This is a genomic window from Brevundimonas sp. M20 (genome assembly GCF_006547065.1).
GTDB lineage: Bacteria > Pseudomonadota > Alphaproteobacteria > Caulobacterales > Caulobacteraceae > Brevundimonas.
In genome coordinates this window covers 907,032-932,500 of sequence record NZ_CP041243.1, presented here as the reverse complement: position 1 = coordinate 932,500, position 25,469 = coordinate 907,032, and the positions used below count along the sequence as shown (strand labels likewise).

Here is a 25,469-nt window from a genome sequence, read left to right as displayed (position 1 = left end):
CGGCCACCACGTCCCTTCCGCCAGTGACGCCGGACGGAAGGCGAGACTGAAGCCGCCGTCCGACAGCCAGCCTTGCAGGAAATAAAACGCCGGAATGGAGAACGCGACCAGCACCGAGACCAAGGGCGCATTGAACACCTTCTCGGCGGGCTTCTCGGCGAAAGGGGACTCGGTCAGGCCACAACTCCAATTTTCGGCGGCGAACTCAATGGAATTTCGCCCGGCAAGTCATCGTTAACACCGTTGCCCCAGATTGGCGCCCGGAGTGCTTAGCGCCCCGTAAACCGTATTTCGCTGGAAAACGCCGCCATGCCCGTCAGGATCAAGGTCGTCGCCGCCATCGCCCTGGCCGCCTTCTCGCTTCCGGGCGTCGTCCTGGCGCAGTCCGCCGGCTCGTCCGGAATGGGAACCTATACCGCCGGCTACGGCGGTTCGCGCTACACCACGGCCCAGCCGCAAACCGGCTCGACCCGCGACGCCAACGGCAACCGCCTGATCGTCAACGGCATCATCCAGACCGGGGCCAGCGCCTACTCCAGCACGTCCGGCGGGGTCGGCTCGTCCGGCTACGCCTCGGGCAACGGCCAGACGATCGGTGGCTCCACCGCCATCGGCAACAGCCTGAACGTCGTCGTGCAGGGCAACCACAACACGGTCATCGTCAACTCCACCCAGGTCAACAACGGCAATGTCACCGCCGGCACCGACCTGAACGGCACCCTGAGGCTTCCATGAGCGTCGGCCGTCCTACGCGCCTGTTCAAGATCGCCGGAGCCGCCGGCGCGGTCGCCGCGCTGCTGAGTGGATGCATGTCCACCGGCGCGGGTTCGGACGGCCGCTACGCCGCGCCGATCGGCAATGCGCCGGTGACGGCGAACCCGACCCCATACTCCGCGGCGCTGGTCTGCATGGCCGACTACGCCCGACGGTACAGCCTGCCCTCCCCGCGCATGGCGGTGGGCCGGATCGCCGACTACACCGGCACGGTCTCGGCTGATGGCGGCCGCCAGGTCACCGGCGGCGCCTCGCTGATGGCGATGACCGCCCTGGCCAAGGCCGGCGCCCGTCAGGTCGAACGCTACGACACCTCGGTTTCCGAGATGGAGCTGCGCTACGCCAACAATCGGCTGATCGGCGATGAAGGCGCGGGCGGCGCGGAAGACATCCAGTACCGTCGCATCATCGCCGGCTCGGTGCCCGGCTCCGACTTCTATATCGTCGGCGGGATCACCGAGGTGAACTACAACATCCGTTCGGGCGGCTTCGACGTCGCGGGCGGCCAGACGACCGAAACGCCCCTGTCGGTCGCCGTCGCGGGCAAGCTGTTCGTCATGAACATCGCCATCGACCTTCGTCTGGTCCAGACCACGACCCTCGAGGTCGTGGATGTCGTCTCCTACCAGAAGCAGATCATCGGCCGGGAAGTCTCGGCGGGCGTATTCGACTTCCTGGACGGCAACGTCTTCGACATTTCCGCGGGCGAAGGCGCGCTGGAGCCGGTGCAACTGGCGGTGCGGTCGCTGATCGAGCGGGCGACGGTGGAGTTCATGGCCAATCTGTACGGCGCGCCGGGCCCCGAGGTCTGCCTGCAGGCCGGGCGCGACCCTCTGGCCGGCACGGTCAGCATCACCGGCGGCTACTATCCGGCTTATCCCAACACGGACACCAACAATGGCCAGACTCGCGCCGATCCGTCTCGCTGGAACGATAGCCGCGACGGCGATCTGCGTCGCAGCCGCTACTGAGGCCGCCGCGCAGACTCCGCCGCAGGATGACAGCCTGGTTCTGAACAACCAGCTGCAACTGGGCGACGTCTTCTCCGACCAGACGCTGAACGTCGTCAACGCCCAGGATCAGGTCACCGTCGGAACCACCGCCAACGGCAACGCCGCCTCCGGCTCGGTGGAGAACGGCACGGTCACGGTGCGATCCGATCAGGACATGCGCGGTGACTCGATCGCCACCACCAGTGTCACCGTCGGCGGAGACACCGCCGGTCCGGTGGCGATCCAGTCGAATGCGGGCGGCAACTATCTGGCGGTCAGCGGCTACGGCGCCGACCTCACCGTGCAAGCCACCCAGAGAAACACCGGCGCTCTGGTCGGCGCCCTGACCGACGTGGGTGACGAGAACGCCCGCCTGTTGGCCGGAAGCGTGGTTTCGGCCACCGCGACGTCCAACACCGTGTCTCTCTACGGTGAGGGCAGCGTGATCCAGGGCACGGTCGAGCAGTCGTCCTCCGCCACCGTGCGCGCCTACAGCCGTCTGGAAAGCCAATATGTCCCGGCCGCGGCCGAGGTGCAGGCCCAGGCCATGGGCAACGCCATCGGTGTGAACAGCGGTCAGACTTCCGGCCAGACCCTGACCTTCGACCAGACCTCCGGCGGCGACTTCGTCGAAGCCGAGGCCAGCGCCAACACGGGCAACGGCTGGGATCTGGCGGCCCGCGCCCGCGCGGTCGGCAACTACGCCAACAGCTACAACTCCGGCGGCTCGGTCGTGACGACCTCGGCGCAGGACAATGCCGCCTTCATTCGCTCGGCGGCCACGACCACGGCCTATGACTATGGACGGGCGCAGGCCTACGCCAGCGGCGCGGGCAACCAGCTGTCGGTGGGCAACAACGACATCTACGTCGAGATCGACAACAGCCAGATCAACACCGGCGGCGTCGAGGTGACGGCCACCTTCGCCGGTACGAACGGCTATGATGTCTATGTCGGCGCCGAAGCCACGGGGAATACGGTCACCGGCTACGCCTGTTCAGAGTGTCAGGGCTATCTGGAAGCGCGGAACAACCAGACCAATTCAGGCGACGTATCCGCGCAGGCGACGACGACGGTCAGCGGCTCCAACCGCTCGGTGATCTCGAGCAGCACCGCGACAGGAAATTCGGCCACCTTCCACGTCTCCCGGCCCTCACATTAATCTTCGGTAACTTGAGCCGACACCGCCGGTCGCCGAAGGGTTGCAGCGGGGCGTCGGCGTAAAGATCAGGATCGCGGCCCCTCCTGTTTGCCGGCGCGCCCGCACGGGCTTCGAAATGCGCCTTCGGAGACTGACCGACCCATGCGTTCCCCCCGCCTCCTTCTCCTCGTGGCCGCATCGGCCGTGGCCCTGACGGCCGCCGCGCCCGCACTGGCGCAGCAGGTCGCTCCGACCGACCCCTTCGCTCAGGCCACCAGTGACGTACCGGCGGATTCAAACGTTCGTTTCGGCATCCTGCCCAACGGCATGCAGTATGCGGTGATGCGCAACGCCACGCCTCCGGGCCAGGCCTCGTTCCGCCTGCGTATCGACGCCGGTTCGCTGATGGAAAACGAGAACCAGCTGGGTCTGGCGCACTTCATGGAACACATGGCGTTCAATGGGACGACCAACATTCCCGAGAACGACCTGCTGCGTATCCTTGAGCGTCTGGGCCTGGCCTTTGGCGCCGACACCAATGCGTCGACCGGCTTCGACCAGACGCTTTACATGCTCGAACTGCCGCGCACGAACGACGAGACCGTCGACACCTCGCTGCGCATCATGCGGGAACAGGTCTCCGAAGCCCTGATGGCCCCGGACGCCGTCGACGCCGAGCGTGGCGTCATCGAAGGCGAAGAGCGCCTGCGCAATACGCCGGGTCTTCGCTCGATCAAGGCCCAGCTTGCCCTTCTGGCGCCGGGTCAGCGCATCTCCCAGCGCCTGCCGATCGGCGACCTGAACATCATCCGCACCGCGCCGCGCGAACGGTTCGTCGAATTCTACGAAGCCTACTACCGTCCTTCGCGCGCGACCTTCGTGGCCGTGGGCGACTTCGACGTGGATGTGATGGAATCCAAGATCCGCGCCGCGTTCGAAAGCTGGGAGCCGAAGGCCGCCGACGGCCCCGAGCCCGATCTGGGCACCGTGGCCCCGCGCCAGCCGGGCACCAGTATTCTGGTGGAGCCCGGCATCCAGTCGAACATCCAGCTGAACTGGACCAAGGCGCCAGACCGCGATCCCGACACCGTCGCCGAACGCCGCGACAACCTGATCACCAATCTGGGTCTGGCGGTTCTGAACCGTCGTCTTGGCGAGATTTCGCGCACCGACAACCCGCCGTTCACCTCGGCTGGCGGCGGTCAGTCGACGCTGGCCGACAGCCTCGACATCGCCTCCATCTCGGCCAGCTTCAATCCGGGCGGCTGGAAGGCCGCGCTGGACTCGATCGAGCAGGAACAACGCCGTCTGGTCCAGTACGGCGTGTCGGACGCCGAACTGCAGCGCGAGATCATCGAGTACCGCACGGCGCTCGAAAACGCTGTCGCCGGCGCCGCGACCCGTCGCACCCCCGCCCTGGCCAACGGCATCGCCGGCGCCGTGAACGGTCGTGCCGTCTTCTCGTCGCCGCAAACCAATCTGGACCTTTTCAACGCCGCGGTGAACGGTCTGACCGCCGCGCAGGTCAACGCCTCGCTGCAAACGGTCTTCACCGGCGGCGGTCCGCTGGCTCTGGTCGTCACTCCGGTCGATATCGAAGGCGGTGAAGCCGCCGTCACTGCTGCGCTCGAAGCGTCGCGTCAGGTCCCTGTGTCTGCCCCGGCCGCGCAGGCCGAGGTTCAATGGCCTTACGCCGACTTCGGCACGGCCGGCGCGGTGGCTCAACGCCGTGAAATCAGTGAAGTCAGCGCGACCGTCGTGACCTTCGCCAACGGCGTGCGTCTGACCGTCAAACCGACCGACTTCCGCGATGAGCAGATTCTCGTCAGCGTCCGCACCGGCATCGGCGAACAGGGCCTGCCCACTGATCGTTCGACTCCCCAGGCGCTCGCCCAAGCCTATGTGACCACCGGCGGGCTCGGCCGTCTGTCGTTTGACGAGATGAACCGCGTCCTGAACGGTCGCGTCTATTCAGCCGGATTCTCGGTGGGTAGCGACAGCTACTCCTTCACCGGCGCGACCCGTCCGGCCGACCTCGGCCTCGAGATGCAGGTTCTGACGGCCTATCTGACGGATCCAGGCCTGCGCGCGGCCCCGTTCGAGCAGATCAAGGGCGTGTTCCCGCAGATCATCGCCCAGCAGATGGCCACCCCCGGCGGCGCCTTCCAGGTGCAGGCCTCGGGTCTTCTGGCCAGCGGCGACAAGCGTGAGACCTTCCCCACGGCGGAAGAAGTCGCCGCCTGGACCATCGAACAGGCCCGTGCCGAAATCACCAGCGGCCTCAGCACCGGGCCGATCGATGTGCTCGTGGTCGGCGACGTGACCGTGGATGACGCCATCGCCGCCGTCGCCCCCACCTTCGGCGCCCTTCCGCGTCGTGGTCCGGACGCCAACCCGGCGCCGGGCGCGACCGAATTGCGCTTCCCGGCCGGAACGCCGACGCCTGTTCGCCTGACCCACAATGGCCCGGCCGAGCAGACGCTGGCCTACATCGCCTGGCCGACAACCGACGCCGTGGAAGACCGCACCGAAGCCCGTCGCGTCTCGATCATGACCGAAGTGCTGAAGCTGCGCGTGCTGGAAGTCATCCGTGAACAGCAGGCTCTGGCCTACTCGCCGGGCGCCGGCTCCAGCTCGTCGGACACCTACCGCGGCTACGGTTCGGTCTCCATCCGCGCCGAAATCGCCGCGGACAAGGTCGATCCCTTCTATGCGGCGGTGGCGTCCATCGTCCAATCGCTGAAGGACGCGCCTCCGACCGAGGACGAGCTGAACCGCGCCCGCCTGCCGGTGATCGAGGCCCTGCGCCGCAGCCAGGCCAGCAATGAGTACTGGCTGGGCCAACTGTCGGAAGTGGCTGAAAAGCCCGGCGATGTGGAACAGACCCTGACCCACATCTCGGATCTGGAAGCCGTCACCCCGGCTGACGTACAGGCCCTGGCTCGCCAATACCTGCGCGACGACACCGCCTGGAAGGCCATCGTGGTCTCGGCCCAGGCCCAGCAGTAAGCGACAAAAAAGGCCCCGGTCTTCGGACCGGGGCCAGTTTCGCTTCTCAGGATCATCGGCGGAGAGCCGACGACCCCTCTTTCTAGTCTCTCCCGCCTGACGACAGGCTGAACACGCCGTTCAACGGAATCAGAACACCCGACCGCCGACACCGCCGTCGAGCGCGATCGTACCGCCCGTCAGGGCCATTCCGGACGTTTCGACCACTTCCTCGCGATAGGCCGTGTAGGTCTCTTCGCGCACCCAGGTCAGGATCTTCACACCGGCGCCGTACCGACGCAGCAGCGAGCGCTCGTTGCACTCCCGCTCGGCCCGCTGGGTCCGGCACTCGACATTGCCGCCGCCGTACCAGAGCGCTTCGCCCTTGCGGCAGGTGACAGTTTCGCCGTGATCAAAGCGGACCTGACCGTCGTACTCGGCCCAGGTGAACTGCATCGAGGTGCCCGCCAGACAGCGGTAGAGTTCGCCCTCGTAGCCGCCGTCGACCTCACGGTCGGGGCGCACTTGCGAAGCGGGATGCGGAATCGCCCGGTCGTCGATGCAGACGGCCTGGATGACCACGCGTTTTTCCCACCGGCGGCGCGATTCGTAGGGCACGCGAACGACTTCGCGGACGCGGGCGCCCTCGACGTTCAGCCCGTTGATCGTGGTCGGATAGGGCTGGTCGACCGTCACATAGGCCGAGCCACCGCCGCTGACCCAGACCGAACCGCCCGCGCGGGCGTTGATGCCCGCAGCCGCGCGCGCCGTCGCATTGGCGTTGGCCCCTGCGTTGACGTTCACGTTGACGTTCAGGTTGCCACCACCGCAGCACGAAGGCGGAGGGGGCGGATTACAGCACACCGGCGGGGGCGGCGGAGGCGGCGGGGGCGGAGGCTCGCAGCACGGCGGGGGCGGCGGCGGGCAGCCGCCGGTGCACTGGGCCGCCGCGTCGTCGGCGACCGCCGACAGGGCCAGAAAGCCCGCCGCGGCCGGCAGCCAGGTCATGATCCGCACCCCCATGGGCCGACCTCCAGATCAGTTAGCGCGCGACCCGCGACGCACGCGGATCGTTCCAGCCTGCATCAGAACCCGGAAACCCTTGCATTTCCGTTGCCTTCGCGGCCCGGGCCTTGCGGCATTCTGTCCCGAGGCGAATGAAGTGTTCCATCCCGATACGCAGTTTCTGATCGACCACTGGACCGGTCTGGCCCGCGCGAATGGCGTGCGCGGCGGAATTCCCGTCCGCTCGGCCCTTCTGCCGGAAGCCTTGGGCCGCCGCCTGCCTCGGGCTTTCATCGCCGACCGGCGCGAGGGCCAAACCGTTCTGTCCCTCGCCGGGACGGCGCTGGACACCTTCTGGCGTGCGCCGCTGGCGGGCGCCCCGCTCAGCGCATTGTGGACTCCGGGTTCGGCAGACCTGCTCGAGCAGGCTGTCATCCGGACCGCGCGTGAAGCCCGTCCGCTGGTGATCGCCGCCTTCACCGACAGCGAGCCGGCGCTGACCCTTGAGATGGTCCTCGCCCCTCTGCGCGGCACCTCAGGACAGGCTGACCGCCTTCTGGGCCTGTTCGCTCCGGCGTCCGCCCTCATCCCCGTCAGGGGCGATGTTCCCCGGCTGGTCGCAAGGCTGGTCGCCGACGCCGGAACGCCCGGTCGCCCGGCCCTCAGCCTCGCCGTCAGCGACGGCCGTCGCATCGCCTGATAGCGCTCACATAATTTGACGTGCCTTTTGTCCGGCACGGGACATAGTTGCATCCAATCGCCCGCCCGAGGCGAACCACAGTCGTTCGGGGGGACGACAGATGCATATGACCACCACCGAAGTGTTCCTGATCGCCATGCTGCTGATCTTCAGCGTGCCGTATCTGGTCTGGCGTCTGTTCAAGACCGACTACTGGGCGCCGCTGGTGGTGGTTCAGATCACCGGCGGCATCCTGCTGGGGCCGGGTGTGCTCGGCGCGGCCTTCCCCGACTACTACGCCTTCGTCTTCAGCAAGGACGTGATCACAGCCCTGAACGGCATCGCCTGGTGGGCGGTGATGATTTTCGTCTGGATCGCCGGGATCGAGCTGGATCTGAAGCAGGCCTGGAAGCACCGAGGCGAGACCGGGATAACAGCGGGACTGGCCCTGACGGTCCCCTTGGTCTTCGGCGCGCTCGCGGCGATGGGCATGCTGGTGCTCAGCCCGGGCTGGGCCGGAGCCAAGGGCGAGACCTGGCAGGTGGTTCTGGGTATCGGCATGGCCTGCGCGGTCACCGCCCTGCCGATTCTCGTGCTGCTGATGGAGAAGATGGACATTCTGCGTCAGCCACTGGGCCAGCGCATCCTGCGCTACGCCAGTCTGGACGACATCGCCATCTGGGGCGTGCTGGCGCTGATTCTCCTCGACTGGGAGCGGATCGGCCGTCAGGGAGCCTTCCTCGTTGGGTTCGGCGCGGCCACGGTCGGCATTCGCATGCTGATGAAGCGCATCCCCCAGACGGACCGCTGGTTCGTCTCGCTGATCTGGCTGGCCGCCTGCGGGTTCGCCGCCGACTGGGCCGGGCTGCACTTCATGGTCGGCGCCTTCCTGTCAGGCGCGGTGCTGGACGCGGAATGGTTCGACCAGAGGCAGATGGACCAGTTCCGACAGCACATCCTGCTGGCCGTCATGCCGGTCTTCTTCCTGTCCACGGGTTTGCGGACCCAGTGGGACGTCGGCGGCCTTATGGTCTTCGGTGCCGCGGCAGTGCTTCTGATCGCTTCCGTCGCCGGCAAACTGCTGGGCGTCCGGATCGCCGGGCGAATCCTCAAATGGGAACAGGGCGAGGCTTCGGTCATCGGCTGGCTGCTGCAGACCAAGGCCCTGATCATGATCATCTTCGCCAACATCCTGCTGGACAAACAGGTGATCACGAACACGACCTTCACGGCCCTGCTGTTGATGGCCGTCGGTTCGACCATGCTGACCACGCCATTGGTGGCCCCGAAGCTGAAGAAGCTTCAGGGCTTGCTGGCCAAGAACGGCTAGACCTCTTTCAGGTCGCTGACGTACCGCTTCCAGTTCTGGACATAGTGCTGGGCCGATATGCGCAGGGCCTCGATCTGACCGGGCTCGAGCTCGCGCACCACCTTGCCCGGCTGCCCCATGACGAGGGAATTGTCCGGTATTACCTTACCCTCGGTGATCAGGGCGTTGGCGCCGATCAGACAGTTCTTTCCGATCTTCGCACGTCCCAGAACCACCGCTCCGATGCCGATCAGGGTGTTGTCGCCAATCTCGCAGCTGTGGAGCATGACCATGTGCCCGACGGTCACGCCGTCGCCGATGGTCAAGGGTTCGCCGGGGTCGGAATGCAGCACGCTGCCGTCCTGAATATTGGTGTCATGACCGATCGTGATGGGATCGTTGTCCCCCCGCACGACCGCTCCGAACCAGACACTGGCGCCGGGCTGCAGAATCACGTCTCCTGTCACCACAGCATTAGGCGCCACCCAGTATTCGCCCTCAGGCGGAAGCTGCGGTTTCTTGTCCGCCAACGCATAGATCGTCATAGAAACATCACCTCATCTTTGGCTTAATCAGCGCTTTAAGCCTTCGTAAACCACGCTAGCATCAATCTGTTGATGCGATTCGAGGTCGCCATTTCGGCCCCGGATCGGTAACCGGATCAAGCCCGGTCCGGTCAAGCTGGGGGAACGCTGTGGCGCGTTCGGTTCGGCGGCTTCGTCCGCTGGAAGTTGGATACTCCTCCGACCCGGGCGGATGCTGCGCATCCTCTTCTCTCCTCCCCACGATCGTTCGAGGCGATGCTTTTGCGGCATCGCCTTTTTTCATGCCCTGGAGGCGTCCATGACCAAGCGTTCAGCCCTCAAGCGTCAGACCCGTGAACACGGCGTTCTCGATTCCCGGCAGTTCACGGAGGATTCCAAGGTTCGGCGGTTGCCGACCCACGCCGGCTGGTCTCCCCTGCCCTCCAATGACGACCGCGACCAGGCCTATCTGAAGACGCTCAAGCCGAAGTCGGACGGCCAGGCCGAACTGATGACGATGATCGATCATCACAACCTCGTCCTCGCACTGGGACCGGCAGGCACCGGCAAGACCTATCTGGCGGTCGCCAAGGCGGTCGAGGCTCTTGAGGCAGGAAAGGTCGGCCGCATCGTCCTGAGCCGCCCGGCGGTTGAGGCGGGCGAATCCATCGGGTTCCTGCCCGGCGACATGGAAGACAAGCTCGCCCCCTATCTGCGCCCGCTCTACGACGCCCTGTCGGATCGCCTGTCGATGAAACGCGTCAAGGCGCTGATGGCCGAGGGCCTGATCGAAATCGCTCCCATCGGCTACATGCGCGGCCGCACGCTGAACAACGCCTTCATCGTCGTGGATGAGGCCCAGAACTGCACCTACGTTCAACTGAAGATGCTGCTGACCCGACTGGGCTGGCACTCGACCATGGTGGTCACGGGCGACCCGCAGCAGTCCGACCTGCTGCCGGGCATCTCGGGGCTGGCGGATATCGCCGAACGCCTGACCGCGGTGCCGGACATCGGCGTGGTCAAGCTGGCCGAGCGGGACATCGTCCGCCACCCGCTGGTCGCCAGCATGATCGGCGTCCTCTGACACTTCCCGCCAGCTGAAATGGAAAAGGGGCGCCGGATCGACCGGCGCCCCTTCTTTTTGCCGCGCTCAGATCAGCGCGCTGACCGGCGGCGCTTCCTTGACCGGCGGCTTCGGCTTGCCGCCCCAGCGATCTATAAGGGCGAAGACAAACGGGTTCAGCGAAATGGACAGCAACGCAGCCGCCAGAATCAGATTCTGGGTGTCCGGACTCATGCCGCCGAGGTCCACGCTCATCTTGGTCAGGATGAAGGAAAACTCGCCGATCTGGGCAAGAGCCGCGGCGACGGTCAGGCTGGTCGCCTTGTCGAGCTTGAAAGCGGTGGTGATGGCCAGCGCGGCCAGTGACTTGCCGATGATGATGATGGCCAGCACGCCCAGAACAGCCAGCGGCCGCTCGATCAGAATGTGCCAGTCGAACAACATGCCCACGGAGACGAAGAACAACACCGCGAACGCGTCCCTCAGGGGCAGCGAGCGTTCCGCGGCGTTGTGGCCCAGCGGAGAACTGTTCAGCACCAGTCCCGCCAGGAAAGCGCCCATGGCGAAGGAGTGGAACAGGGCGTAGGCGACCCAGGCGATACCCAAGGCGATGGCCAGAACCCCAAGAGTGAACAACTCACGCGACTTGGTGTGCGCGATGCGGACCAGCACCCACGGCAGGACCTTGGCCCCGACCACCAGCATGACAGCCGTGAAGGCGGCGACCTTGAACAGGGTCCAGCCCATCGAGGCGGCCAACTGCATCCCGTTGACCTCGGCGCCCGGCTGAATGACCACCAGCGGCAGCACGACCAACGCGATGACGATCACCAGATCCTCGACGATCAACCAGCCCATGGCGATCTTGCCGACGTCTCCCTTGACCTGTTTGCGTTCCTCCAGCGCCCTGAGCAGCACGACAGTCGAGGCGACGGACAGGGCAAAGCCCATCAGCACGGCTTCGACGTCGCCCATCCCCATAAGGCGTCCCAATCCCCAGCCGAGCGCGGTCGCCGCGGCGATCTGCACCAGCGCGCCGGGAATGGCGATCTTCCGGACCTTCATCAGGTCAGCGAGCGAGAAGTGCAGCCCGACCCCGAACATCAGCAGGATCACGCCGATCTCGGCCAGTTGGGGCGCCAGCTCCTGATCGGCGACGAATCCAGCTGTGTGAGGCCCCACGATGACGCCGGCGACCAGATAACCGACCAAAGGCGACAACTTCATCCGATTGGCGAGCATCCCGAACACGAAGGCGAGCACAAAGCCCCCCACCAGAGTGAGGATCAGGCTGTCTGCGTGGTTGGCGACGTCGGTGGCGTGTTGGGCCACATCGGCATGCGTCATCGGCGCTCCTTCAGGTGCGTGAGGGGAATCCTTGCGGGTTGAAGCGTGACATTTGGGGTCTTGCCCCCATCAGAACAAGACAAAACCGGCCGTCCGCGACCCTCTGACACGATAAAATAGGCTTCGCGTGCAGGGCGGGGGCTGCTAACCCGGACCCCTCAATTTTTCAGCGACCCGAATGAAAATCCCCCGCATCACCTACGCCGCCTTCGGCTTCGCTCTTGTCGTGATCATCCTGGACCAGCTGACGAAGGCGTGGGTCCTGTCCGGCCTGCACATGCTGGACGACGGCGGCGCGATGCTGGATCGGGAGCTTTGGGGCTATCGTTCGGTCGCGGTGCTGGGTGACATCTTCCGCATCACCTTCGTCGCCAATGACGGCGTGAGCTTCGGCCTGTTCGGTGACGGGTCGGCCCGCTGGTTCCTGAGCGTCTTTTCGGTGATCGTCGCCGCGGGCCTCGGCTGGTGGGCGATGAAGGCGGACCGCCGTCTGCTGATCACCGCCCTTGGTCTGGTTATGGGCGGGGCCATCGGCAATGTGATCGACCGGATTCGCTTCGGCTTTGTCGTCGACTTCCTCGATTTTTCCGGCACGGGTGTCTTTCCGTGGGTGTTCAACATCGCCGACAGCGCCATCACGGTGGGCGTTGTGCTGCTGATCCTCGACAGTCTGATGTCCGAGAAAGCGGCCAAGGTTGGCCTCGCCGCCGAAAAGTCGTAATCAGCCGCTTCCACTAGGGTTTACGCATGCGCCTCGTCGGCGCGTTGCACCGGGATTGATCATGCGTCTTCGCACTACCGCCGTTCTGACCCTGGCCGCCTCGGCCCTCGCGCTTGGCGCCTGCACGAACATCCAGCAAAGCATCGGCCTGTCGAAGGTGACGCCGGACGAGTTCCTGACGGTGGCGACGGCCCCGCTGACCGTTCCGCCGGAGTATGGCCTTCGTCCGCCGGCGCCGGGCCAGCCCCGTCCGCAGGAACTGGCGCCGGAATCCGCCGCTCGCCAGATTCTGCTGGGTCAACGTCAGTCGGTCACCCGCTCGCCCGGCGAGCAGATCCTGGTCGCACAGGCCGGCGGCGACCGCGCTGATCCCCTCGCCCGCTATGTCGTGGACGATGAATTCGGCGACCTGACCCACAAGGAAGAGAGCTGGGCCAACCGCATCATGTTCTGGCGCCGCGAGGATCCCGCGACCCAGGTGGCGACCACGACCCAGACCACCGAAGGCGCCGTCACCATCGACGCCGCCAGCGAGTACGCCCGCATGCAGGCTCTGACCGGCGGTCGCGCCGGCATCAGCATCACCCCGCGTCGCGACACGGGCTTCAAGTTGCCGGGCCTCTAAGGTTCGATTTCAGTTCCGACGGATCAGCCCCGGACGCCCAGCGCCCGGGGCTTTTTCGTTCAGGCCTTGGCCGCGCCTGCCCGCAGACCGCGCTCGGCGATGGCGACAACGGCCACCCCGACCATGGTCAGGGCCGCGCCGGTCAGAATCTGGGGCGTCAGCACGTCCCCCATCAAGGACCAGCCGATCAGGATAGACACCACGGGCGTCGCCAGCAGATAGGGCGTCACCCGTCCGGCAGGCCGCTTCTGCACCAGCCAGAAGACGAGGGTCGTCGCCAGCACGGACGACACCACCCCCGCCCAGATCAAACAGGCCCAGATCAGCGCATCAGCCTTCTGCAACGCCTCGAATTGTCCGCGCTCAAAGAAGGCCGAGGCGAAGGCCAAGGTCGGCAGGGCGACCAGCGCCAGCAGACCCTGCATCTTCAACGGAGGGATGGAGGTCGTTCGGCGGGCGATGACCGTGGTCATCGCCCAGGCGCTGGCAGCCACCACACCGACGGCGACGGCTTTCCAGTCCTCGATTGCATGGGCGTCCAGCGTCATCCACGCCACGCCCAGGAAGGCCACGCCCATACCGATCAGGGCGAACCGCGACAGCTTCTCTCGCAACACAAGGAAGGCGAACAGCGCTGTAAACGGCACCCAAAGCTGTGTCGCCACGGACACCGGACTGACGTCATGCGCCAACCAGAAGGCCAGATAGACCAGCCCGTAGTGTAGCGGTCCGCCGATGCAGACGATGAGCAGCAGGCTCTTCCAGTTCGGAAAGGGCGGTCGCACGAAGGGAATCAGACAGGTTGCGGCGATGGCGAAACGCAGGGCGCCGGTCATCAGCGGCGGCAGCACCTCGGTCGCGACCTTGGCCGCCGCATTGTTCACGCCCCAGATGACGATGATCGCCACGATCGCGGCGATCTCAAGAGGGCTCAGAGGGCTGTGGGGCTTGTCCGGGGTGATCACCGCATCCGGTTAGCCCGCGAACGCGCCGGACGCGAGAGACGCGCCCGACACTTCGCATTTCGGAATGTGGCGGACGGGTGGTCAGTCCCACCAGAAGTACCACCAGTCAGAGACCATCAGGGTCGCAGCGAGCGCCGCCGTGGAACCCACGCCCTGATCAACGATGTCGGGACAATATTCGTACTGCTCGCGGGCAAGGGCCAACGCGGCTTCGCGGCCGGTCGGACGACGGCTCGCCCGCCCCTCGATGGCGCCGCGATAGCAGGCCACCAGTTCAAAGCCCCAGCCCTCCCGCCAGTTTCGGACGGCGGCCATGTGATGCTCCACCGGGCACACGGTTTCGTATTCACCGGGCTCGTACCCGAGCATCGCCAGCGCTTCAGTCGCGTCCCGCGCGGGCAGCACCACGATCAGAACGTCCCGGTACCGGTTGTCATGACCACGCACGACCACAGGCTCGTCCGCCGGGGCGGGAAGATCCTCGGGCCACTCCCCGTCATCGGGGGTCGCCCAGTCCTCATCGAACGTCTGTTGTTGATCCGGCGTCAGACGGGCGCGGATACCGGCCCTTTTTCTCCGCCCGTAGCGCCCGAAGGTCCTGCGGGAACCGGAGCCGGGCCGCTGCTTCCATCCGGGCCGGGGCCATCCCGATCTGATGATCCAGGTCCATCAGGAAGGCGCCCGCTTCATCAGGCGATCCAAGGATCACCGGATAGCCGTCTCCCCTCGCCCGCAACTGCTCCCAAAGAGCAACTGCGCGGCGGCCATCAACATGATGCGTGGTGTAGAGACTGGTGCTCTGGCCGGCTACAGCAGCCGCTGGCCCGGCGGAAACGCCGAGCCAGGCCGCCAGTAGCGTGAGCCAGGAACGCCGGTTCACGCCCACGTCCCGATCAGAACGGGATGTCGTCGTTCAGGTCATAGCTTTCCTTCGGACCGGAAGGCTTGTTGGCGCCGCCGGTCGAGAAGCCCGACGAATAGTCGTCGTCGCCACGCCCACCGCCGCCGTAACCGCCACCCGAGCCGCCACCGCTGTCAGCGCGACCGCCCAGCATGGTCAGTTCACCGCGGAACTTCTGCAGCACGATCTCGGTCGTGTACTTCTCGACGCCGCCCTGCTCGTACTTGCGAGTTTGCAGCGAGCCTTCGATGTAAACGGTCGAGCCCTTCTTCAGGTAGTTCTCGGCGACCTTCACGATGTTCTCGTTGAAGATCACGACCCGGTGCCATTCGGTCTTTTCCTTGCGCTCGCCGGTCGACTTGTCGCGCCACGTTTCCGAGGTCGCGATCGACAGGTTGGCGACGCGCTCGCCCGAATTGAGAGACCGGATTTCGGGATCCTTGCCCAGGTTACCGACCAGAATGACCTTGTTGACGCTGCCCGCCATCATCGAGCTCCTTTAGCTAGCTGGCCCACCGCGCTTCGCGCTGATTCAGGCCCTTCCCACGTGGCCTAGCGCGCTTTCACGCCGCCGTGGCCGTTTTGTCTTCGCAATCCACAGAACTCGCCGTCGCCCAAGGGCGGAGCGACGATTTGTTCCACCTTTGTTCGCCCTTGTCCAGCGGACGGCGAGGCCCCGCCTGTTCGGGACCTATTGACCGGGAGCGACCGGCGCCTGTTCGATGGCGCCCGGCACCGCCAGACGTCCATCCCCCGTTCGGGCCAACGCCATGAAACGCGGTCCATCAAGACTCTTGCCGAACCACACCCCGGCACGGTCGATGAATATGAACTGCCCCTGATAGACGCCGATCACATCGCGACGGTTGCCGCCCAGACCCAGGAAGCGCAGTCGCATTTCCTCAAGACGCGCGGCGCAGAACTCGATCTGGGTCTGATCGCGGGCCAGAACATTGAAAGCCGGGTCCGCGCCGTCGGCGCCGGGTTCGACCACATAGCAAACGCCACGCTCGGCCGGCGGTTCGACCCCGCCGGCGCAGGCGGACAGAATGGCGGCGGCCGATGCGACGGCCAACAGGGAAACGGCGCGCATCATCAACGAAGTCCCGGGAACTGGCAGCTGCGATCCTGCTCCGCGAGGGTGCGGAAGCGACTATTGTCCGGCGACTGCTCGACCCGACGCGGCACCAGACGCAGCGTCGTCTCTCCCCAGCGGCCATACAGCGCCTCGCCCGGGCGCACGCAGGTTCCGGCGTACAGTTCCTGCACGCACTGGTTCAGGCTCACGCCCGAGGCCAGGACACGCCAGTCCGAGCCGGTGTATCGCAAGCACTGCCCGCCGCCGGCGGCCTGCTGTTGCGGCGCCTGGGCAGGCTGTGTCGGTTCGGCCGCGGCGGCCTCCGGCCTGGTCTCGGTCAGGTCGGCTGGCGGGGCCGAAGGCGGCGGGGTGAGCGAAGCCGTCGGCGCAGCCACGAGCGCGCCGGAGGCGTCCACCCCGACATCCAGCGCGTCGGTCGCCAGGCCGTTGCGGCGCGCGCAGTCGCTCAGCGTCGCCATGCCGATGAACTGGCCATCAACGTAGCACCGCAGTTCACGCGTGGAATCCAGACCGGGCGCATCGGCAACGGCGACCGTGAGCCCGCCCTGGGCCGCGGGCGGCGGCTCGGCGGGGCCGTCATCTTTGCCACCGGATACCAGCAGGCCGATGATCACGGCGATCACGACGGCCACGGCCGCCCCGATCAGGATGAGAATTCGGTTGTCCTTGGGCATACAGGGCTCGCGCATTGGGAAGCCCCAATAACCCCGCCGATGCGGGAGCCGTCAACGCGTTTCGTCGTCGCCCGATCAGCCGGTCAGACGGGCGAGGGCCGCCTGATAGTTGGCGATCTGGGCCGTCAGATAGGCCGGAGCCGTGCCGGTGACGGCTGGAGTGTTCGATTCCGGGGCCAGGCCGCGATAGGCGTCGCGGATCGCTTTCATCGCAGCCTGCAGCTTCTCGCCGGCGGTCGCGACCGCTGCGGCGCTGCTCAGATTCAGATTGGTCGGCAGCCCCAGTCCGAAAGTCTGGGTGACGTTATCGCCCGAGGTCTTGCCGATATAACCTTGCGACAGGCCCAGACCGGCCAGGGCGTCACGCCCGGTCTCACCCGATGTCAGCACGGCGCCCTTCACCCCGTCCCGCGCGGTGATGCTCAGGCGCTGCAAGCCGGTCCGCAGCGCGGTGGCCAGATCTCCCGCCTCGCCATCCTTGGCGGATTCCGAGGAGACCGTGACCTTGAGCTTCATGTTCGACGCCTGCTCGATCTTCCGCGCAAGTGTCTGAAGGGTATCGCGCGCTTCGATGGTGACAGCGACCTGACGTCCTCCGTCAGCGGGCGAGACATAGAATCGGTCGCCCACCCTCAGAGACGTCGCGTTCACGAGGGTCTTGGACTGGCTCTGGTCGATCTCACCCTGCGGAAGCCCCAGCCGATCCAGCACGCTGGCCCCGCCCGAGGACACGGCGAGCGTCAGCGGGGCTGCCTGTTGGCCGTCACCATCCCACTCCCTCCGCCACTCGACCGCCCCGGTCGTCGCGTCGATCCGGGTCAGATAGGCCCGCGTCGGATCGGTGTCCTTGGCGCCTTCAGGGCGATCCGCCACACCGGTCAGCCAGACCTTGCCGTCGAGGATCTTCATGTCCACGGCGTCATCGTCGCCCGCGCTGCCGACATAGGTCAGGCGATCATCCACGGACGCGGTCAGGCTACCGTCCAGCACCGCGACGAAGGCGTCCTTGCCTCCGTGGTGCGCCGTGTTGACCGTGCCGACATCCAGCGAGGTGTTCCGGGTCGTGCCGCTCAGCACCACCTTGCCATCAACGATGGCTAGCCCGCTGATCTCGCCGCTCGCATCGCCCAGATCACGGGAGGCAGCCAGCGTCGGCTTGCCGTCCGCGTCCAGGGTGAACTGGCGAACGACGATCCGCCCGTCTTCGACGCCCGCCGAATAGAGGTTGTTCCCATCGACCGCGATGGCGCTGACGCCATCCGTCTCGGCGGTGCCGAACTGGACCGTTCCGACCGCCGTGGCCACGACCGGCGCCGAAGGATAGGCCTGGCTCGACGTAAAGGCCTGAACATAGCCGTCCCAGCCGCCGACCCCGACCGCGCCGGTCATCGCGGACTGGGCCCGGCCCGCCACATAGACCGAGCCATTTGGACCGAAGCTGACCGAGGTCGCCTCGTCCGCCGCCCGCGCGCCCCGACGCTGGGTCCACAACTCCTGACCGTCCGCGTCGAACACCGACACAAAGCTGTCTGCCACGCCCGCGACGTCGCCGGTCTTGCCCGCATCCAGCGCGCCTGTAACCGAGCCCGCCACAGCCACCTTGCCGTCCGCGTCGATAGCGATGGCGTATCCGCTGGCCGTGGAGGCTGCGCCGAGCGCCTGGATCATCACCACCCGGCCGGCGGAATCGAGCTTGATCAGAGCCACGTCCTTCTGGCCCTTGATCGGCTGATTGTCTGGTCCCGCGGTCAGGTCTGCCACCATCCAGACCGAACCATCAGGTCCCGTCGCGCTGGCGCGGACGGTTTCCACTCCGGCGGGCAGGGCCGTTTGGGACGAGCGGCCGTCCACCCACTGGGTCTCGCCCACGCCCGCGATCGGGGCCGGGGCGTCGCCTCCGGTATCGCTCTGGAATTTGAGCATCTGCAGCCCGTCGGCGGTTCCGGCCTTCTGCACCACATAGACGGCGTTCGCGGTCACGGCGGGTTCGAAGCTGACCTTCTCGGTGGTCACGCCACGCACGGCCAGGGCGAACTGGTCCGGCCCCGCCGGCAGTGTGATCGTCTTGCCGCCCGAGGTGATCGTCTTGGGTTCCGGCTTAACCAGTTCACGTCCGATACGGGTTTCCAGACCCGCGCTTTCCAGCTTGCCGTTGATGTGATCCAGCACATTGGTCAGGGTCCGGGAGGTGGTCCCCATCTCGTTCAGGTCGATGTCCACCTCAACCGTGGTGTTGTCCGATTTCTTGGCCGAAATCCTGAACTGCACCTCGCCCGCGAAGGCCGGCGACAACTCATCGGGCGAACCTTCGTGGATCGGCCCGGTGACGGAGATCGCGCCATCCCGGGCGACGGCAGCCGTCGTCTTGCTGGTCGTCGAAGACGTGCCCTGAACCAGTCGGATGCCTTCCAGATCAGCAGACGGGATCCACTTGCTGATCTCGGCCATGCCCGCGGCGAACCGGCGGTCCAACTGCGTCAGCTCCAGCGTGCTGACGCCCTTGGTGCCGGCCCGGTTGACCAGGGCGTTCATGCTCTCGAGCCCCTGATACAGGGCGAACAGTTTCTTGTAGTCGGCGGATGCGCCCTTCACATCGAGCTGGGCCGTGCCTTCATTGATGAAGTTTCGGCCGCCGAGGGCGGCGCGCAGCAGGGCGCTTTGTTCGGGCGCCTTGACGGTGCTCGACCAAGGCGGGGTCGGCTGCTTCGTGGCCTGGGTGAGCGCGGTCGCAGCGGCGTTCGACGTCGTGGTCGACGCCGTCCCGCTGAACAGTCCCAGAAGATAGCTGTTGTCGATCACAGGCGGCTCCCGCGCGCGAGTGTGCCAGCGGAGGCGTAACGAGGGCTTAACAGACGCGACATTCGCCCCGACTCGCGGAACAATGTTTGTCCGCGCCCGTTCAGAGCGCGATCAATACGGAGGAGTGCCCGATGAGTGCCTTCGTCAACGCCCTAATATCGCTGCTTGCCTTGTATGGCTTCGGGCCGCGCGTCCAACGCCGACGCCCCGCGCCGATTGCGATCGGACGGTCCGGAGACCGCCGTCTCGCCTGACATCAGCCCTGGAAGAGCGACAGGATGATCTGCGGCGCCTGGTTGGCGATCGACAGCGACTGGGCGCCCAGTTGCTGCTGAACCTGCAAGGCTTGCAGGCGCGCGCTTTCCTTGGCCAGATCGGCATCGACCAGATTGCCGATCCCGGATTCTAGCGTGTCCATCAGCTTTGACACGAAGCTGTTGTGGGCTTCGATCTGCTTGGCCTGGGCGCCGATCTCGCCGAGCGCGGCGTTCAGCTGGGTGATCGAATCGTCCAGCTTGGTCAGGGCGTTGGTCGCGCCCGTTAGGGTCATCAGGCTGTCGCTCAGCGAGATTTCGATGATCGAGCCGCCCAGCGTCAGGTTCTTCGAAGACAGCGTCACGAAGGCCGACGCATCCGCATTGGCCAGGAACTTGATGCCGTTGGTCAGCGAACCGTTCAGGATGTTGCCGCCATCGAAGCTGGCGTTGTCGATGGCGGACTTGATCGCCTTCATCAGGGCCTGGAAGTCGGCGTTCAGCAGCTGACGGGACTGGGTTTTCAGCGAGCTGTCCTTGGCCGCCGTGACCTTTTCCTTCAATTGATTCAACAGGTCAGAAACCGACTCACCGGCCGAAAGGGCCACGTCGGCGATCGAGGTCGCCCGGTCCAGGCTCTGCTTCACGGCGCCCAAGGCCCCGACGTCGGCGCGTTGCGTCTGGGCGATCGCCCAGATCGCGGCATTGTCCTTGGCGCCCTGGACCTTCAGGCCCGTGGACACCCGACCCTGAACATCCGCCAGACGGTTGTTCGTCGTGGTCAGGTTCTGGAGCGCGATTTGCGCCGCGACGTTGGTATGGACGCTATTCGTCATCCGACTCAGCCCTTCGAGGTTTGGGCAAGGCTAAGGCGGTAAGGGTGCACACATGGTTAACGCGCATTCACCACGCATTTTAACCGCGCGGATCGCTCCAGCACGGCGGGTAGAACGGATTTTCGAAGGCGTCAGGCTCTGGTGTCGATGACCGCGCCGGCGCTGTAATCAGACTGGTTCATCAGATCGATGACCTGTTCGCGGGGAAACTGCTTCACGACCTCACCGGTCAAACGATCCATCGTCTTGTAGATGAAGGATCCTGTACGGGGCCCTTCCTCAATGACCAGACGATAGCGAGCGACCTGTTCAGCCTCTTGCCGGGCGGGCGACTCTTGCGGGTCGTTACCGGCGGCCGTGCTGAGGGGGGTGATTTCGTAGGCGTTTACCGCACCAACATTCGCATTGTTTTGCATGTCTCCTGCCGACGCATTTCAAGGCGGCGGTTCCCTTCAAGGGACTGGAGCGGTCAGGCGGGGCCCGAAGGCCCCGCCGTTCCGATCGTTCCTTAGCGGAACAGTCCCAGCAGCATGGAGGTCGAGGAGTTGGCGATCGACAGAGCCTGCACACCCAGCTGTTGCTTGGTTTGCAGGGCCTGCAGACGCGCGGACTCCTTAGCCAGATCGGCATCCACCAGGTTGCCGACGCCCGCGTCGATGGTGTCCTGCAGCTTGCTCACGAAATCGAGGTGAGTGCCCAGGGCCTTCGAGCCGGTGCCGAGGCGGGCCAGCGACGCCGACACGTTATCGATCGACGCGTTGACCTTGGCCAGGTTGGCGGTGGCCTGGGTCAGGGTGGCGATGTTGGCGGTCGACGCCAGGGTCACGATGGAACCCGAGAGCGTCATGTTTTCGGCGGCGATGTCGATGGTGGTCGAACCGGCCGAGTCAGCCAGAGCCTTGAAGCCGGCGGTGCCCGAGATCACGGCGACGCCGTTGAACTTGGCGTTCGAGACGGTCGAGGTGATCTGCTTGCGCAGGGCCACGAAGTCTTCGTTCAGGGCATTGCGGGCAGCCGTGGTCAGGCTCTTGTCGGTGGCGGCGAGCGCCTTTTCCTTCATTTGCGTGAGCAGGTCCGACACCGTTTCACCGGCGGCGATGCCGACGTCCACGGCCGATTGACCGCGGTTCAGGCTGTCCTTGACGGCATTCAGGGCGCCCATCTCGGCACGTTGCCCCTGAGCGATAGCCCAGATGGCGCCGTTGTCCTTGGCGGAGTTGACCTTCTTGCCGGTATTGATGCGGCTTTGAACCGTAGCCAGTTCGGAGTTGGTGACCGACAGGTTCTGCAGGGCGACCATAGCGCCCGTGTTCGTGTTAACGCTGTTCAGCGCCATGACGAGTATCCTTGTTTCAAGGTGTCCGACGCCATTTTGGCTGCCGGGAGCATTTTGCTCAGTGGGCCTCCGAGCAAGGATGGGACCAGTCGCATTTTCGCCGTGCCAGAAGGGCGAGCATTGTTTTTTCTACGTTAGTTCTCGTTAAGCATGACGGCGGGTCGGCAAAACCTGCCGGGTCCCGGCACATTTTGCCGGGAAGGGCTGCAAAACTTGCCCCTTCGGGCCAGGCGCCGAGCCGGGCGGGAGCGGATCACCGATGCGGCTTCGGCCCCTCACCTCCCTCCTCCAGCCACGCGTCCCGAAGTGCGCGCTCTGACAGCAGGGTCTCCACGGCGAGCGCCCGGGCGGCGTCGCACTCGGCCAGAGCCAGTCCGCGCGCCATATAGGACGCCTCAAGATCCGAGATTGTCGGCGCGTCCGGCAACCGGTCCAGCCGACAAGGCGAAAGGATCGCTTGCGGCAGGATCAGCCTTGGGGGCGACACAGAGCGTCGGGGCGAGCCGGCACAGCTCGCGATCATGAGCGCCGATACGATCAACGCGAGCCGGGTCCAGGGGCGTTCGGGAATCATGGGCGGTCCTCGCCGCGGCCCCGGCGACAGCGGTGACCCGCGCCAGATCGACGGCCTGTTGATGTTGTTGTTCAAGACGTCGCGCCTGTTCGACGACGGCCTCCGCTTCCAGGCTGCGAGCCCGGGCTTCGGCGGTGGCGACCGACGCCTGCTGTTCGGCCTGCTCCAGACGGCGCGCGCCCAGCCCGAACGGGTCCCAGCGCAGCCCCGCCCCTCGCCCGAGCAGCACCACAGCGCTCACGATCGCCACCACCGCCACAACCCAGCCGAACGGGCTGAGCAGCCGCAGCGCCTCACGCGGGATCACCGCTTCACCTCCTCGTCCGGCGCGCGGCGCAAAAGACGCAGGCCGGAGAGCAGCTCATGAGCAGTAGGCGCAACGAGATAGAGCACCATGGTCAGGGCGAGCAGGCCCATCAGCGAGTCGATCAAACGCGGCGTCGCCGTCACCGGGACAGCGTTTATGACCCTGTCCAGCATCAGCCATGCGGCCGCGCTGGTCGCGAAGACATACAGTCGTCGCCACAGCCACCGCCCTTCGGCGAGAGGCGTCGGCGGAGTTCCCGTCGGCGGGGTGTCTGTCATTGGTCGTCCTCAAACTCATCAAAACGCCAGCCATTTCGCCGCCATCCGGCGTCGGATGCGGCCAGCAACTCCTCGCGGGTGAGGCGTTCCGGTATCTCCCGCGCTTCAGGATCCAGCAGCTCGGTGTCCGCGTCGCTCCAGTCGTTGAAAGCGGCGGACCTCATCCCAGCACCGTCAGCCAGACCACGCCGGACGCCCCCGAGCCGCCGACGCCACCGGACGTCGTTCCGGCTCCGCCACCGCCTCCGCCACCCCCGAAGAGGCCCGCTGCGCCGCCGGCATGCCCCGCCCCCGAGGCGACGGCCGCGCCGCCTCCCCCTCCGCCGCCCGCCCAGTGAAGATGCGTCAGGGGCGCCGCGCTCCCGGCTCCCCCCGTCGAGCCCGAACCGGCGGCGCCGCCGACCGCCCTGACCGCCAGCACCCCACCGTCTCCTCCGGCGCCGCCCGCGCGCGCTGCGCCCCCGGCGTCCAGACCGCCACCCGCGCCACCGCCTCCGGGCGCGTCAGGACGATCAAAAGCTCGCCCGGCGGCGCCCGCCCCGGTAATGCTGGACGCGCCGCCTGCGTTGGAGTTGGGCACGCTGGCTCCCCCCGCTCCCGCGGTTCCACCTGTCGCATTGCCGAGCCCGCCGCCTCCGCCGCCCGTGGCGGACACCAGCAAGGTCGAGCCTAGATAAACGGCGCTGCCGCTGCCGCCGCCGCCCGTCGCGGCCACGCCTCCAGCCCCGCCGGCCCCCGTTACAATCGTCAGACCCGCCGTCAGCTGATCCGCCGGCCAGATCGCCCGGCTGACACCGCCCGCGCCGCCGCCGCCGCCGCCATAGCGCGCGCCCGAGGCGCCGAACGCGCCTGCCCCGCCTCCACCACCGCCCCCGACGACGACCGCCTCAACCGTCCGCGCCCAAGCGGGCGGTGTCCAGGAACCGCCGACGTTGAAGGTCACGACATCACGCCGTCCCGCGCCCTCCGGAAAGCTCACCCGCCCCGTGGCCCGATCAACCGTCAGGGCGGAACGCCAGACCGCGCCGTCCGCGCTGACCTTCAACGTCAGATTGTCGTCACCGATGAGCCCCAACTCGGCCCGGCCGCCGTAGCCGGACTGGAACAGCAGGGACAGGACATCGGCCGGTCCCTCCTTGTTCAGCGTCATCCGCAGATCGCCGTCGCCCCCCGATGCCGTCTCGAGCGCCGTCCACAGCGCCTTGTTCAGGCGGGCCGCGAAGGGATTGGATGCGTCGGCAGTCGCGCCCACGCCCAGCCGCTCCACCGGCCCCACCATCGCCAGCCGCGCGCCCAGATCGCTCCAGCCATCGCCTTCGCGGACAATGAAACGCGCGTCATCGGCGACCCAGACCAGCAGTCCCTCGGGTGTCGCGATCTTTTCCCAGCCTCCGCCTTCCGCACGGACCAGATCACCGGCCGAAAAGGAGACCCACGCCTCACCTCCATGATCTTCAGGCAGGATGAACAGGGCGCCGTCGTCAGGGTCCGGCGGCTGATCCGGGCGTGAGCGGCTGACGACGGCCGTCTGAACCAGCGCGTCCAGCCGGGTCAGGGCCTCATTCAGGGTCACATGCTTCTGCATTTGCCCGGCGGCCAGATAGGGCATGCCGAGGCGAGCGGACTGGTCGTCACTCATTGCTGTCTCCGAAAATCGTCGGAGATCAGTGTGCGGGCGCGGCTTCCTCAGGCGGGCAAATGACGCTGAACTGAAACAATCAGCCTTTGCTTCAATCGCTTGGGCGCACCGAAAGCGCGGGTTCAGCGTGAACTTCCGCGACGTCTCAGTCGTGGAGGTAGACGACCCGGCGCAGTTTCGGGTCGTCCTTCACCTTGGCGAGGTGCCGGTCATGCTCGCCAGAAGCTTTCGCCGCCTGTTCGCTGGCCTCAACCCAGTGGGTGCTCTCGATGTCCTTCTGTAGCGCCTTCGCCGCCAGCAGGTGTCCCGGGAACAGCATGTCGATGACATCCGCCGGGACGAACAGGACCTCGCCGGTCGCCGTGCTGACCGTGTCCAGCCCAAGGTAGGCCATCATTCGCGTGATCGTCTTCGGGGACGCCTTGGCCCGGATCGCCTGCGTCAGAAGCCAGCCCGCGGCCCCCACGGTGTAGACGAGACCGGCGCCGGGCACCCAGGCCAGAAGGCCGTCCAGACCGATGCCGAAAGGCCCGACGCCGACAACCCGATCGGACAGCTTCTTGATGGTCTCGACATTGCTCCAGATTTTCTCGATATCGCCGATGGTCCGTCTGGCCATTCCACCCTCCGAAAGCG

The 25,469-nt window shown here is 66.3% G+C and carries 28 protein-coding genes (1 of these 28 only partly in view); 10 read left to right on the top strand and 18 right to left on the bottom strand.

Going from position 1 to position 25,469, the window contains the following annotated elements; all coding sequences use genetic code 11:
* Positions 1-138, bottom strand: partial view of a rhomboid family intramembrane serine protease gene (locus tag FKQ52_RS04485; RefSeq protein WP_141626083.1) — the beginning only. The gene continues 477 nt to the left of window position 1, outside the view; only the first 138 of its 615 coding nucleotides appear in the window; the start codon lies at positions 136-138; the stop codon falls past the left edge of the window.
* 171 nt (positions 139-309) lie between these two features.
* Here FKQ52_RS04485 and hfaA point away from each other — a divergent pair, with 171 nt between their 5' ends.
* From hfaA to FKQ52_RS04465, 4 genes are all read left to right on the top strand, one after another.
* Entirely contained in the window at positions 310-735 is a 426-nt protein-coding gene (gene hfaA / locus FKQ52_RS04480) for a holdfast anchoring protein HfaA (protein ID WP_141626082.1), read from the top strand.
* Positions 732-1,745 (top strand): holdfast anchoring protein HfaB, encoded by a 1,014-nt coding sequence (hfaB, locus tag FKQ52_RS04475; protein ID WP_141626081.1) that lies wholly within the window; start codon positions 732-734, stop codon positions 1,743-1,745. Before hfaA ends, hfaB begins: the two co-directional genes overlap by 4 nt.
* Entirely contained in the window at positions 1,672-2,928 is a 1,257-nt protein-coding gene (gene hfaD, locus FKQ52_RS04470) for a holdfast anchor protein HfaD (protein WP_141626080.1), read from the top strand. Before hfaB ends, hfaD begins: the two co-directional genes overlap by 74 nt.
* 141 nt (positions 2,929-3,069) lie before the next feature.
* Positions 3,070-5,916: a pitrilysin family protein gene (locus FKQ52_RS04465; protein ID WP_141626079.1), complete on the top strand. Its 2,847-nt coding sequence runs from the start codon at positions 3,070-3,072 to the stop codon at positions 5,914-5,916.
* Between the two features lie 129 nt (positions 5,917-6,045).
* Here FKQ52_RS04465 and FKQ52_RS04460 read toward each other — a convergent pair whose 3' ends face one another.
* The gene (locus FKQ52_RS04460; RefSeq protein ID WP_240811738.1) at positions 6,046-6,903 is read right to left on the bottom strand and encodes a hypothetical protein; all 858 of its coding nucleotides are present in this window, start codon (positions 6,901-6,903) and stop codon (positions 6,046-6,048) included.
* 154 nt (positions 6,904-7,057) lie between these two features.
* Here FKQ52_RS04460 and FKQ52_RS04455 point away from each other — a divergent pair, with 154 nt between their 5' ends.
* Positions 7,058-7,600, top strand: a complete 543-nt coding sequence (locus FKQ52_RS04455; protein WP_168196790.1) for a PAS domain-containing protein — start codon at positions 7,058-7,060, stop codon at positions 7,598-7,600.
* A gap of 106 nt (positions 7,601-7,706) precedes the next feature.
* On the top strand, positions 7,707-8,909 hold the full coding sequence (locus tag FKQ52_RS04450; protein WP_240811737.1) for a cation:proton antiporter: 1,203 nt from the start codon (positions 7,707-7,709) through the stop codon (positions 8,907-8,909).
* Here the strand turns inward: FKQ52_RS04450 and FKQ52_RS04445 are convergent.
* Positions 8,906-9,433: a gamma carbonic anhydrase family protein gene (locus FKQ52_RS04445; protein ID WP_141626076.1), complete on the bottom strand. Its 528-nt coding sequence runs from the start codon at positions 9,431-9,433 to the stop codon at positions 8,906-8,908. The two genes, FKQ52_RS04450 and FKQ52_RS04445, sit on opposite strands and share 4 nt — an antisense overlap.
* Before the next feature lie 286 nt (positions 9,434-9,719).
* Here FKQ52_RS04445 and FKQ52_RS04440 point away from each other — a divergent pair, with 286 nt between their 5' ends.
* Positions 9,720-10,499: a PhoH family protein gene (locus tag FKQ52_RS04440; RefSeq protein ID WP_141628229.1), complete on the top strand. Its 780-nt coding sequence runs from the start codon at positions 9,720-9,722 to the stop codon at positions 10,497-10,499.
* A 66-nt stretch (positions 10,500-10,565) separates the two neighbouring features.
* Here FKQ52_RS04440 and FKQ52_RS04435 read toward each other — a convergent pair whose 3' ends face one another.
* Positions 10,566-11,825 (bottom strand): cation:proton antiporter, encoded by a 1,260-nt coding sequence (locus FKQ52_RS04435; RefSeq protein WP_141626075.1) that lies wholly within the window; start codon positions 11,823-11,825, stop codon positions 10,566-10,568.
* Positions 11,826-12,003: 178 nt separating this feature from the next.
* Between FKQ52_RS04435 and lspA the strand changes: the two genes are divergently transcribed.
* On the top strand, positions 12,004-12,546 hold the full coding sequence (gene lspA / locus FKQ52_RS04430; RefSeq protein ID WP_141626074.1) for a signal peptidase II: 543 nt from the start codon (positions 12,004-12,006) through the stop codon (positions 12,544-12,546).
* A gap of 61 nt (positions 12,547-12,607) precedes the next feature.
* Positions 12,608-13,171 carry a DUF3035 domain-containing protein gene (locus FKQ52_RS04425; protein ID WP_141626073.1) on the top strand — a complete coding sequence of 188 codons (564 nt, stop codon included), beginning with the start codon at positions 12,608-12,610 and terminating at the stop codon, positions 13,169-13,171.
* A gap of 59 nt (positions 13,172-13,230) precedes the next feature.
* Here the strand turns inward: FKQ52_RS04425 and FKQ52_RS04420 are convergent, their stop codons facing one another.
* Together FKQ52_RS04420 and FKQ52_RS04415 are read right to left on the bottom strand one after the other, a co-directional pair.
* Positions 13,231-14,136, bottom strand: coding sequence for a DMT family transporter (locus tag FKQ52_RS04420; RefSeq protein ID WP_141626072.1), 906 nt, complete (start codon positions 14,134-14,136; stop codon positions 13,231-13,233).
* 81 nt (positions 14,137-14,217) lie between these two features.
* Positions 14,218-14,583: a DUF4253 domain-containing protein gene (locus tag FKQ52_RS04415; RefSeq protein ID WP_205750855.1), complete on the bottom strand. Its 366-nt coding sequence runs from the start codon at positions 14,581-14,583 to the stop codon at positions 14,218-14,220.
* 208 nt (positions 14,584-14,791) lie between these two features.
* On the opposite strand from FKQ52_RS04415, the gene FKQ52_RS04410 reads away from it, so the two are divergent.
* Positions 14,792-14,992: a hypothetical protein gene (locus FKQ52_RS04410; RefSeq protein WP_141626071.1), complete on the top strand. Its 201-nt coding sequence runs from the start codon at positions 14,792-14,794 to the stop codon at positions 14,990-14,992.
* Between the two features lie 37 nt (positions 14,993-15,029).
* Here FKQ52_RS04410 and ssb read toward each other — a convergent pair whose 3' ends face one another.
* From ssb to FKQ52_RS04350, 12 genes are all read right to left on the bottom strand, one after another.
* Positions 15,030-15,524, bottom strand: a complete 495-nt coding sequence (gene ssb / locus FKQ52_RS04405; protein ID WP_304580236.1) for a single-stranded DNA-binding protein — start codon at positions 15,522-15,524, stop codon at positions 15,030-15,032.
* 204 nt (positions 15,525-15,728) lie between these two features.
* On the bottom strand, positions 15,729-16,133 hold the full coding sequence (locus FKQ52_RS04400) for a hypothetical protein (RefSeq protein WP_141626069.1): 405 nt from the start codon (positions 16,131-16,133) through the stop codon (positions 15,729-15,731).
* Positions 16,133-16,825 (bottom strand): hypothetical protein, encoded by a 693-nt coding sequence (locus FKQ52_RS04395; RefSeq protein ID WP_240811736.1) that lies wholly within the window; start codon positions 16,823-16,825, stop codon positions 16,133-16,135. Before FKQ52_RS04395 ends, FKQ52_RS04400 begins: the two co-directional genes overlap by 1 nt.
* Positions 16,826-16,885: 60 nt before the next feature.
* Positions 16,886-19,609 (bottom strand): transcriptional regulator, encoded by a 2,724-nt coding sequence (locus FKQ52_RS04390; protein ID WP_141626068.1) that lies wholly within the window; start codon positions 19,607-19,609, stop codon positions 16,886-16,888.
* Between the two features lie 256 nt (positions 19,610-19,865).
* A complete protein-coding gene (locus FKQ52_RS04385; RefSeq protein WP_141626067.1) occupies positions 19,866-20,699 on the bottom strand; it encodes a flagellin in 834 nt (277 codons plus the stop codon).
* 131 nt (positions 20,700-20,830) lie between these two features.
* On the bottom strand, positions 20,831-21,115 hold the full coding sequence (locus FKQ52_RS04380; RefSeq protein ID WP_141626066.1) for a flagellar protein FlaG: 285 nt from the start codon (positions 21,113-21,115) through the stop codon (positions 20,831-20,833).
* 92 nt (positions 21,116-21,207) lie between these two features.
* The gene (locus FKQ52_RS04375; protein ID WP_141626065.1) at positions 21,208-22,035 is read right to left on the bottom strand and encodes a flagellin; all 828 of its coding nucleotides are present in this window, start codon (positions 22,033-22,035) and stop codon (positions 21,208-21,210) included.
* 395 nt (positions 22,036-22,430) lie between these two features.
* Positions 22,431-22,916 carry a hypothetical protein gene (locus FKQ52_RS04365; RefSeq protein WP_205750853.1) on the bottom strand — a complete coding sequence of 162 codons (486 nt, stop codon included), beginning with the start codon at positions 22,914-22,916 and terminating at the stop codon, positions 22,431-22,433.
* Entirely contained in the window at positions 22,913-23,194 is a 282-nt protein-coding gene (locus tag FKQ52_RS04360) for a hypothetical protein (RefSeq protein ID WP_141626064.1), read from the bottom strand. The genes FKQ52_RS04365 and FKQ52_RS04360 overlap by 4 nt, the downstream gene beginning before the upstream one ends.
* A complete protein-coding gene (locus FKQ52_RS16375; RefSeq protein ID WP_168196789.1) occupies positions 23,191-23,358 on the bottom strand; it encodes a hypothetical protein in 168 nt (55 codons plus the stop codon). Before FKQ52_RS16375 ends, FKQ52_RS04360 begins: the two co-directional genes overlap by 4 nt.
* Positions 23,355-24,833, bottom strand: coding sequence for a DUF2793 domain-containing protein (locus FKQ52_RS16755; RefSeq protein ID WP_141626063.1), 1,479 nt, complete (start codon positions 24,831-24,833; stop codon positions 23,355-23,357). The genes FKQ52_RS16375 and FKQ52_RS16755 overlap by 4 nt, the downstream gene beginning before the upstream one ends.
* 145 nt (positions 24,834-24,978) lie before the next feature.
* Complete coding sequence (locus FKQ52_RS04350; protein ID WP_141626062.1) at positions 24,979-25,452, bottom strand: DUF4112 domain-containing protein; 474 nt, start codon at positions 25,450-25,452, stop codon at positions 24,979-24,981.
* Positions 25,453-25,469 lie beyond the last annotated feature (17 nt).

Bases quoted from the DNA above. Each gene is read 5' to 3' on its own strand.
- hfaD (WP_141626080.1), top strand. From the start codon at position 1,672: ATGGCCAGACTCGCGCCGATCCGTCTCGCTGGAACGATAGCCGCGACG.
- FKQ52_RS04460 (WP_240811738.1), bottom strand. From the start codon at position 6,903: ATGACCTGGCTGCCGGCCGCGGCGGGCTTTCTGGCCCTGTCGGCGGTC.
- FKQ52_RS04400 (WP_141626069.1), bottom strand. From the start codon at position 16,133: ATGATGCGCGCCGTTTCCCTGTTGGCCGTCGCATCGGCCGCCGCCATT.
- FKQ52_RS04465 (WP_141626079.1), top strand. From the start codon at position 3,070: ATGCGTTCCCCCCGCCTCCTTCTCCTCGTGGCCGCATCGGCCGTGGCC.
- FKQ52_RS16375 (WP_168196789.1), bottom strand. From the start codon at position 23,358: ATGAGGTCCGCCGCTTTCAACGACTGGAGCGACGCGGACACCGAGCTG.
- FKQ52_RS04435 (WP_141626075.1), bottom strand. From the start codon at position 11,825: ATGACGCATGCCGATGTGGCCCAACACGCCACCGACGTCGCCAACCAC.
- FKQ52_RS04425 (WP_141626073.1), top strand. From the start codon at position 12,608: ATGCGTCTTCGCACTACCGCCGTTCTGACCCTGGCCGCCTCGGCCCTC.
- FKQ52_RS04360 (WP_141626064.1), bottom strand. From the start codon at position 23,194: ATGACAGACACCCCGCCGACGGGAACTCCGCCGACGCCTCTCGCCGAA.
- FKQ52_RS16755 (WP_141626063.1), bottom strand. From the start codon at position 24,833: ATGAGTGACGACCAGTCCGCTCGCCTCGGCATGCCCTATCTGGCCGCC.
- FKQ52_RS04445 (WP_141626076.1), bottom strand. From the start codon at position 9,433: ATGACGATCTATGCGTTGGCGGACAAGAAACCGCAGCTTCCGCCTGAG.
- FKQ52_RS04395 (WP_240811736.1), bottom strand. From the start codon at position 16,825: ATGCGCGAGCCCTGTATGCCCAAGGACAACCGAATTCTCATCCTGATC.
- FKQ52_RS04350 (WP_141626062.1), bottom strand. From the start codon at position 25,452: ATGGCCAGACGGACCATCGGCGATATCGAGAAAATCTGGAGCAATGTC.
- FKQ52_RS04450 (WP_240811737.1), top strand. From the start codon at position 7,707: ATGACCACCACCGAAGTGTTCCTGATCGCCATGCTGCTGATCTTCAGC.
- FKQ52_RS04375 (WP_141626065.1), bottom strand. From the start codon at position 22,035: ATGGCGCTGAACAGCGTTAACACGAACACGGGCGCTATGGTCGCCCTG.
- hfaA (WP_141626082.1), top strand. From the start codon at position 310: ATGCCCGTCAGGATCAAGGTCGTCGCCGCCATCGCCCTGGCCGCCTTC.
- FKQ52_RS04410 (WP_141626071.1), top strand. From the start codon at position 14,792: ATGATCCAGGTCCATCAGGAAGGCGCCCGCTTCATCAGGCGATCCAAG.
- lspA (WP_141626074.1), top strand. From the start codon at position 12,004: ATGAAAATCCCCCGCATCACCTACGCCGCCTTCGGCTTCGCTCTTGTC.
- FKQ52_RS04385 (WP_141626067.1), bottom strand. From the start codon at position 20,699: ATGACGAATAGCGTCCATACCAACGTCGCGGCGCAAATCGCGCTCCAG.
- hfaB (WP_141626081.1), top strand. From the start codon at position 732: ATGAGCGTCGGCCGTCCTACGCGCCTGTTCAAGATCGCCGGAGCCGCC.
- FKQ52_RS04380 (WP_141626066.1), bottom strand. From the start codon at position 21,115: ATGCAAAACAATGCGAATGTTGGTGCGGTAAACGCCTACGAAATCACC.
- ssb (WP_304580236.1), bottom strand. From the start codon at position 15,524: ATGGCGGGCAGCGTCAACAAGGTCATTCTGGTCGGTAACCTGGGCAAG.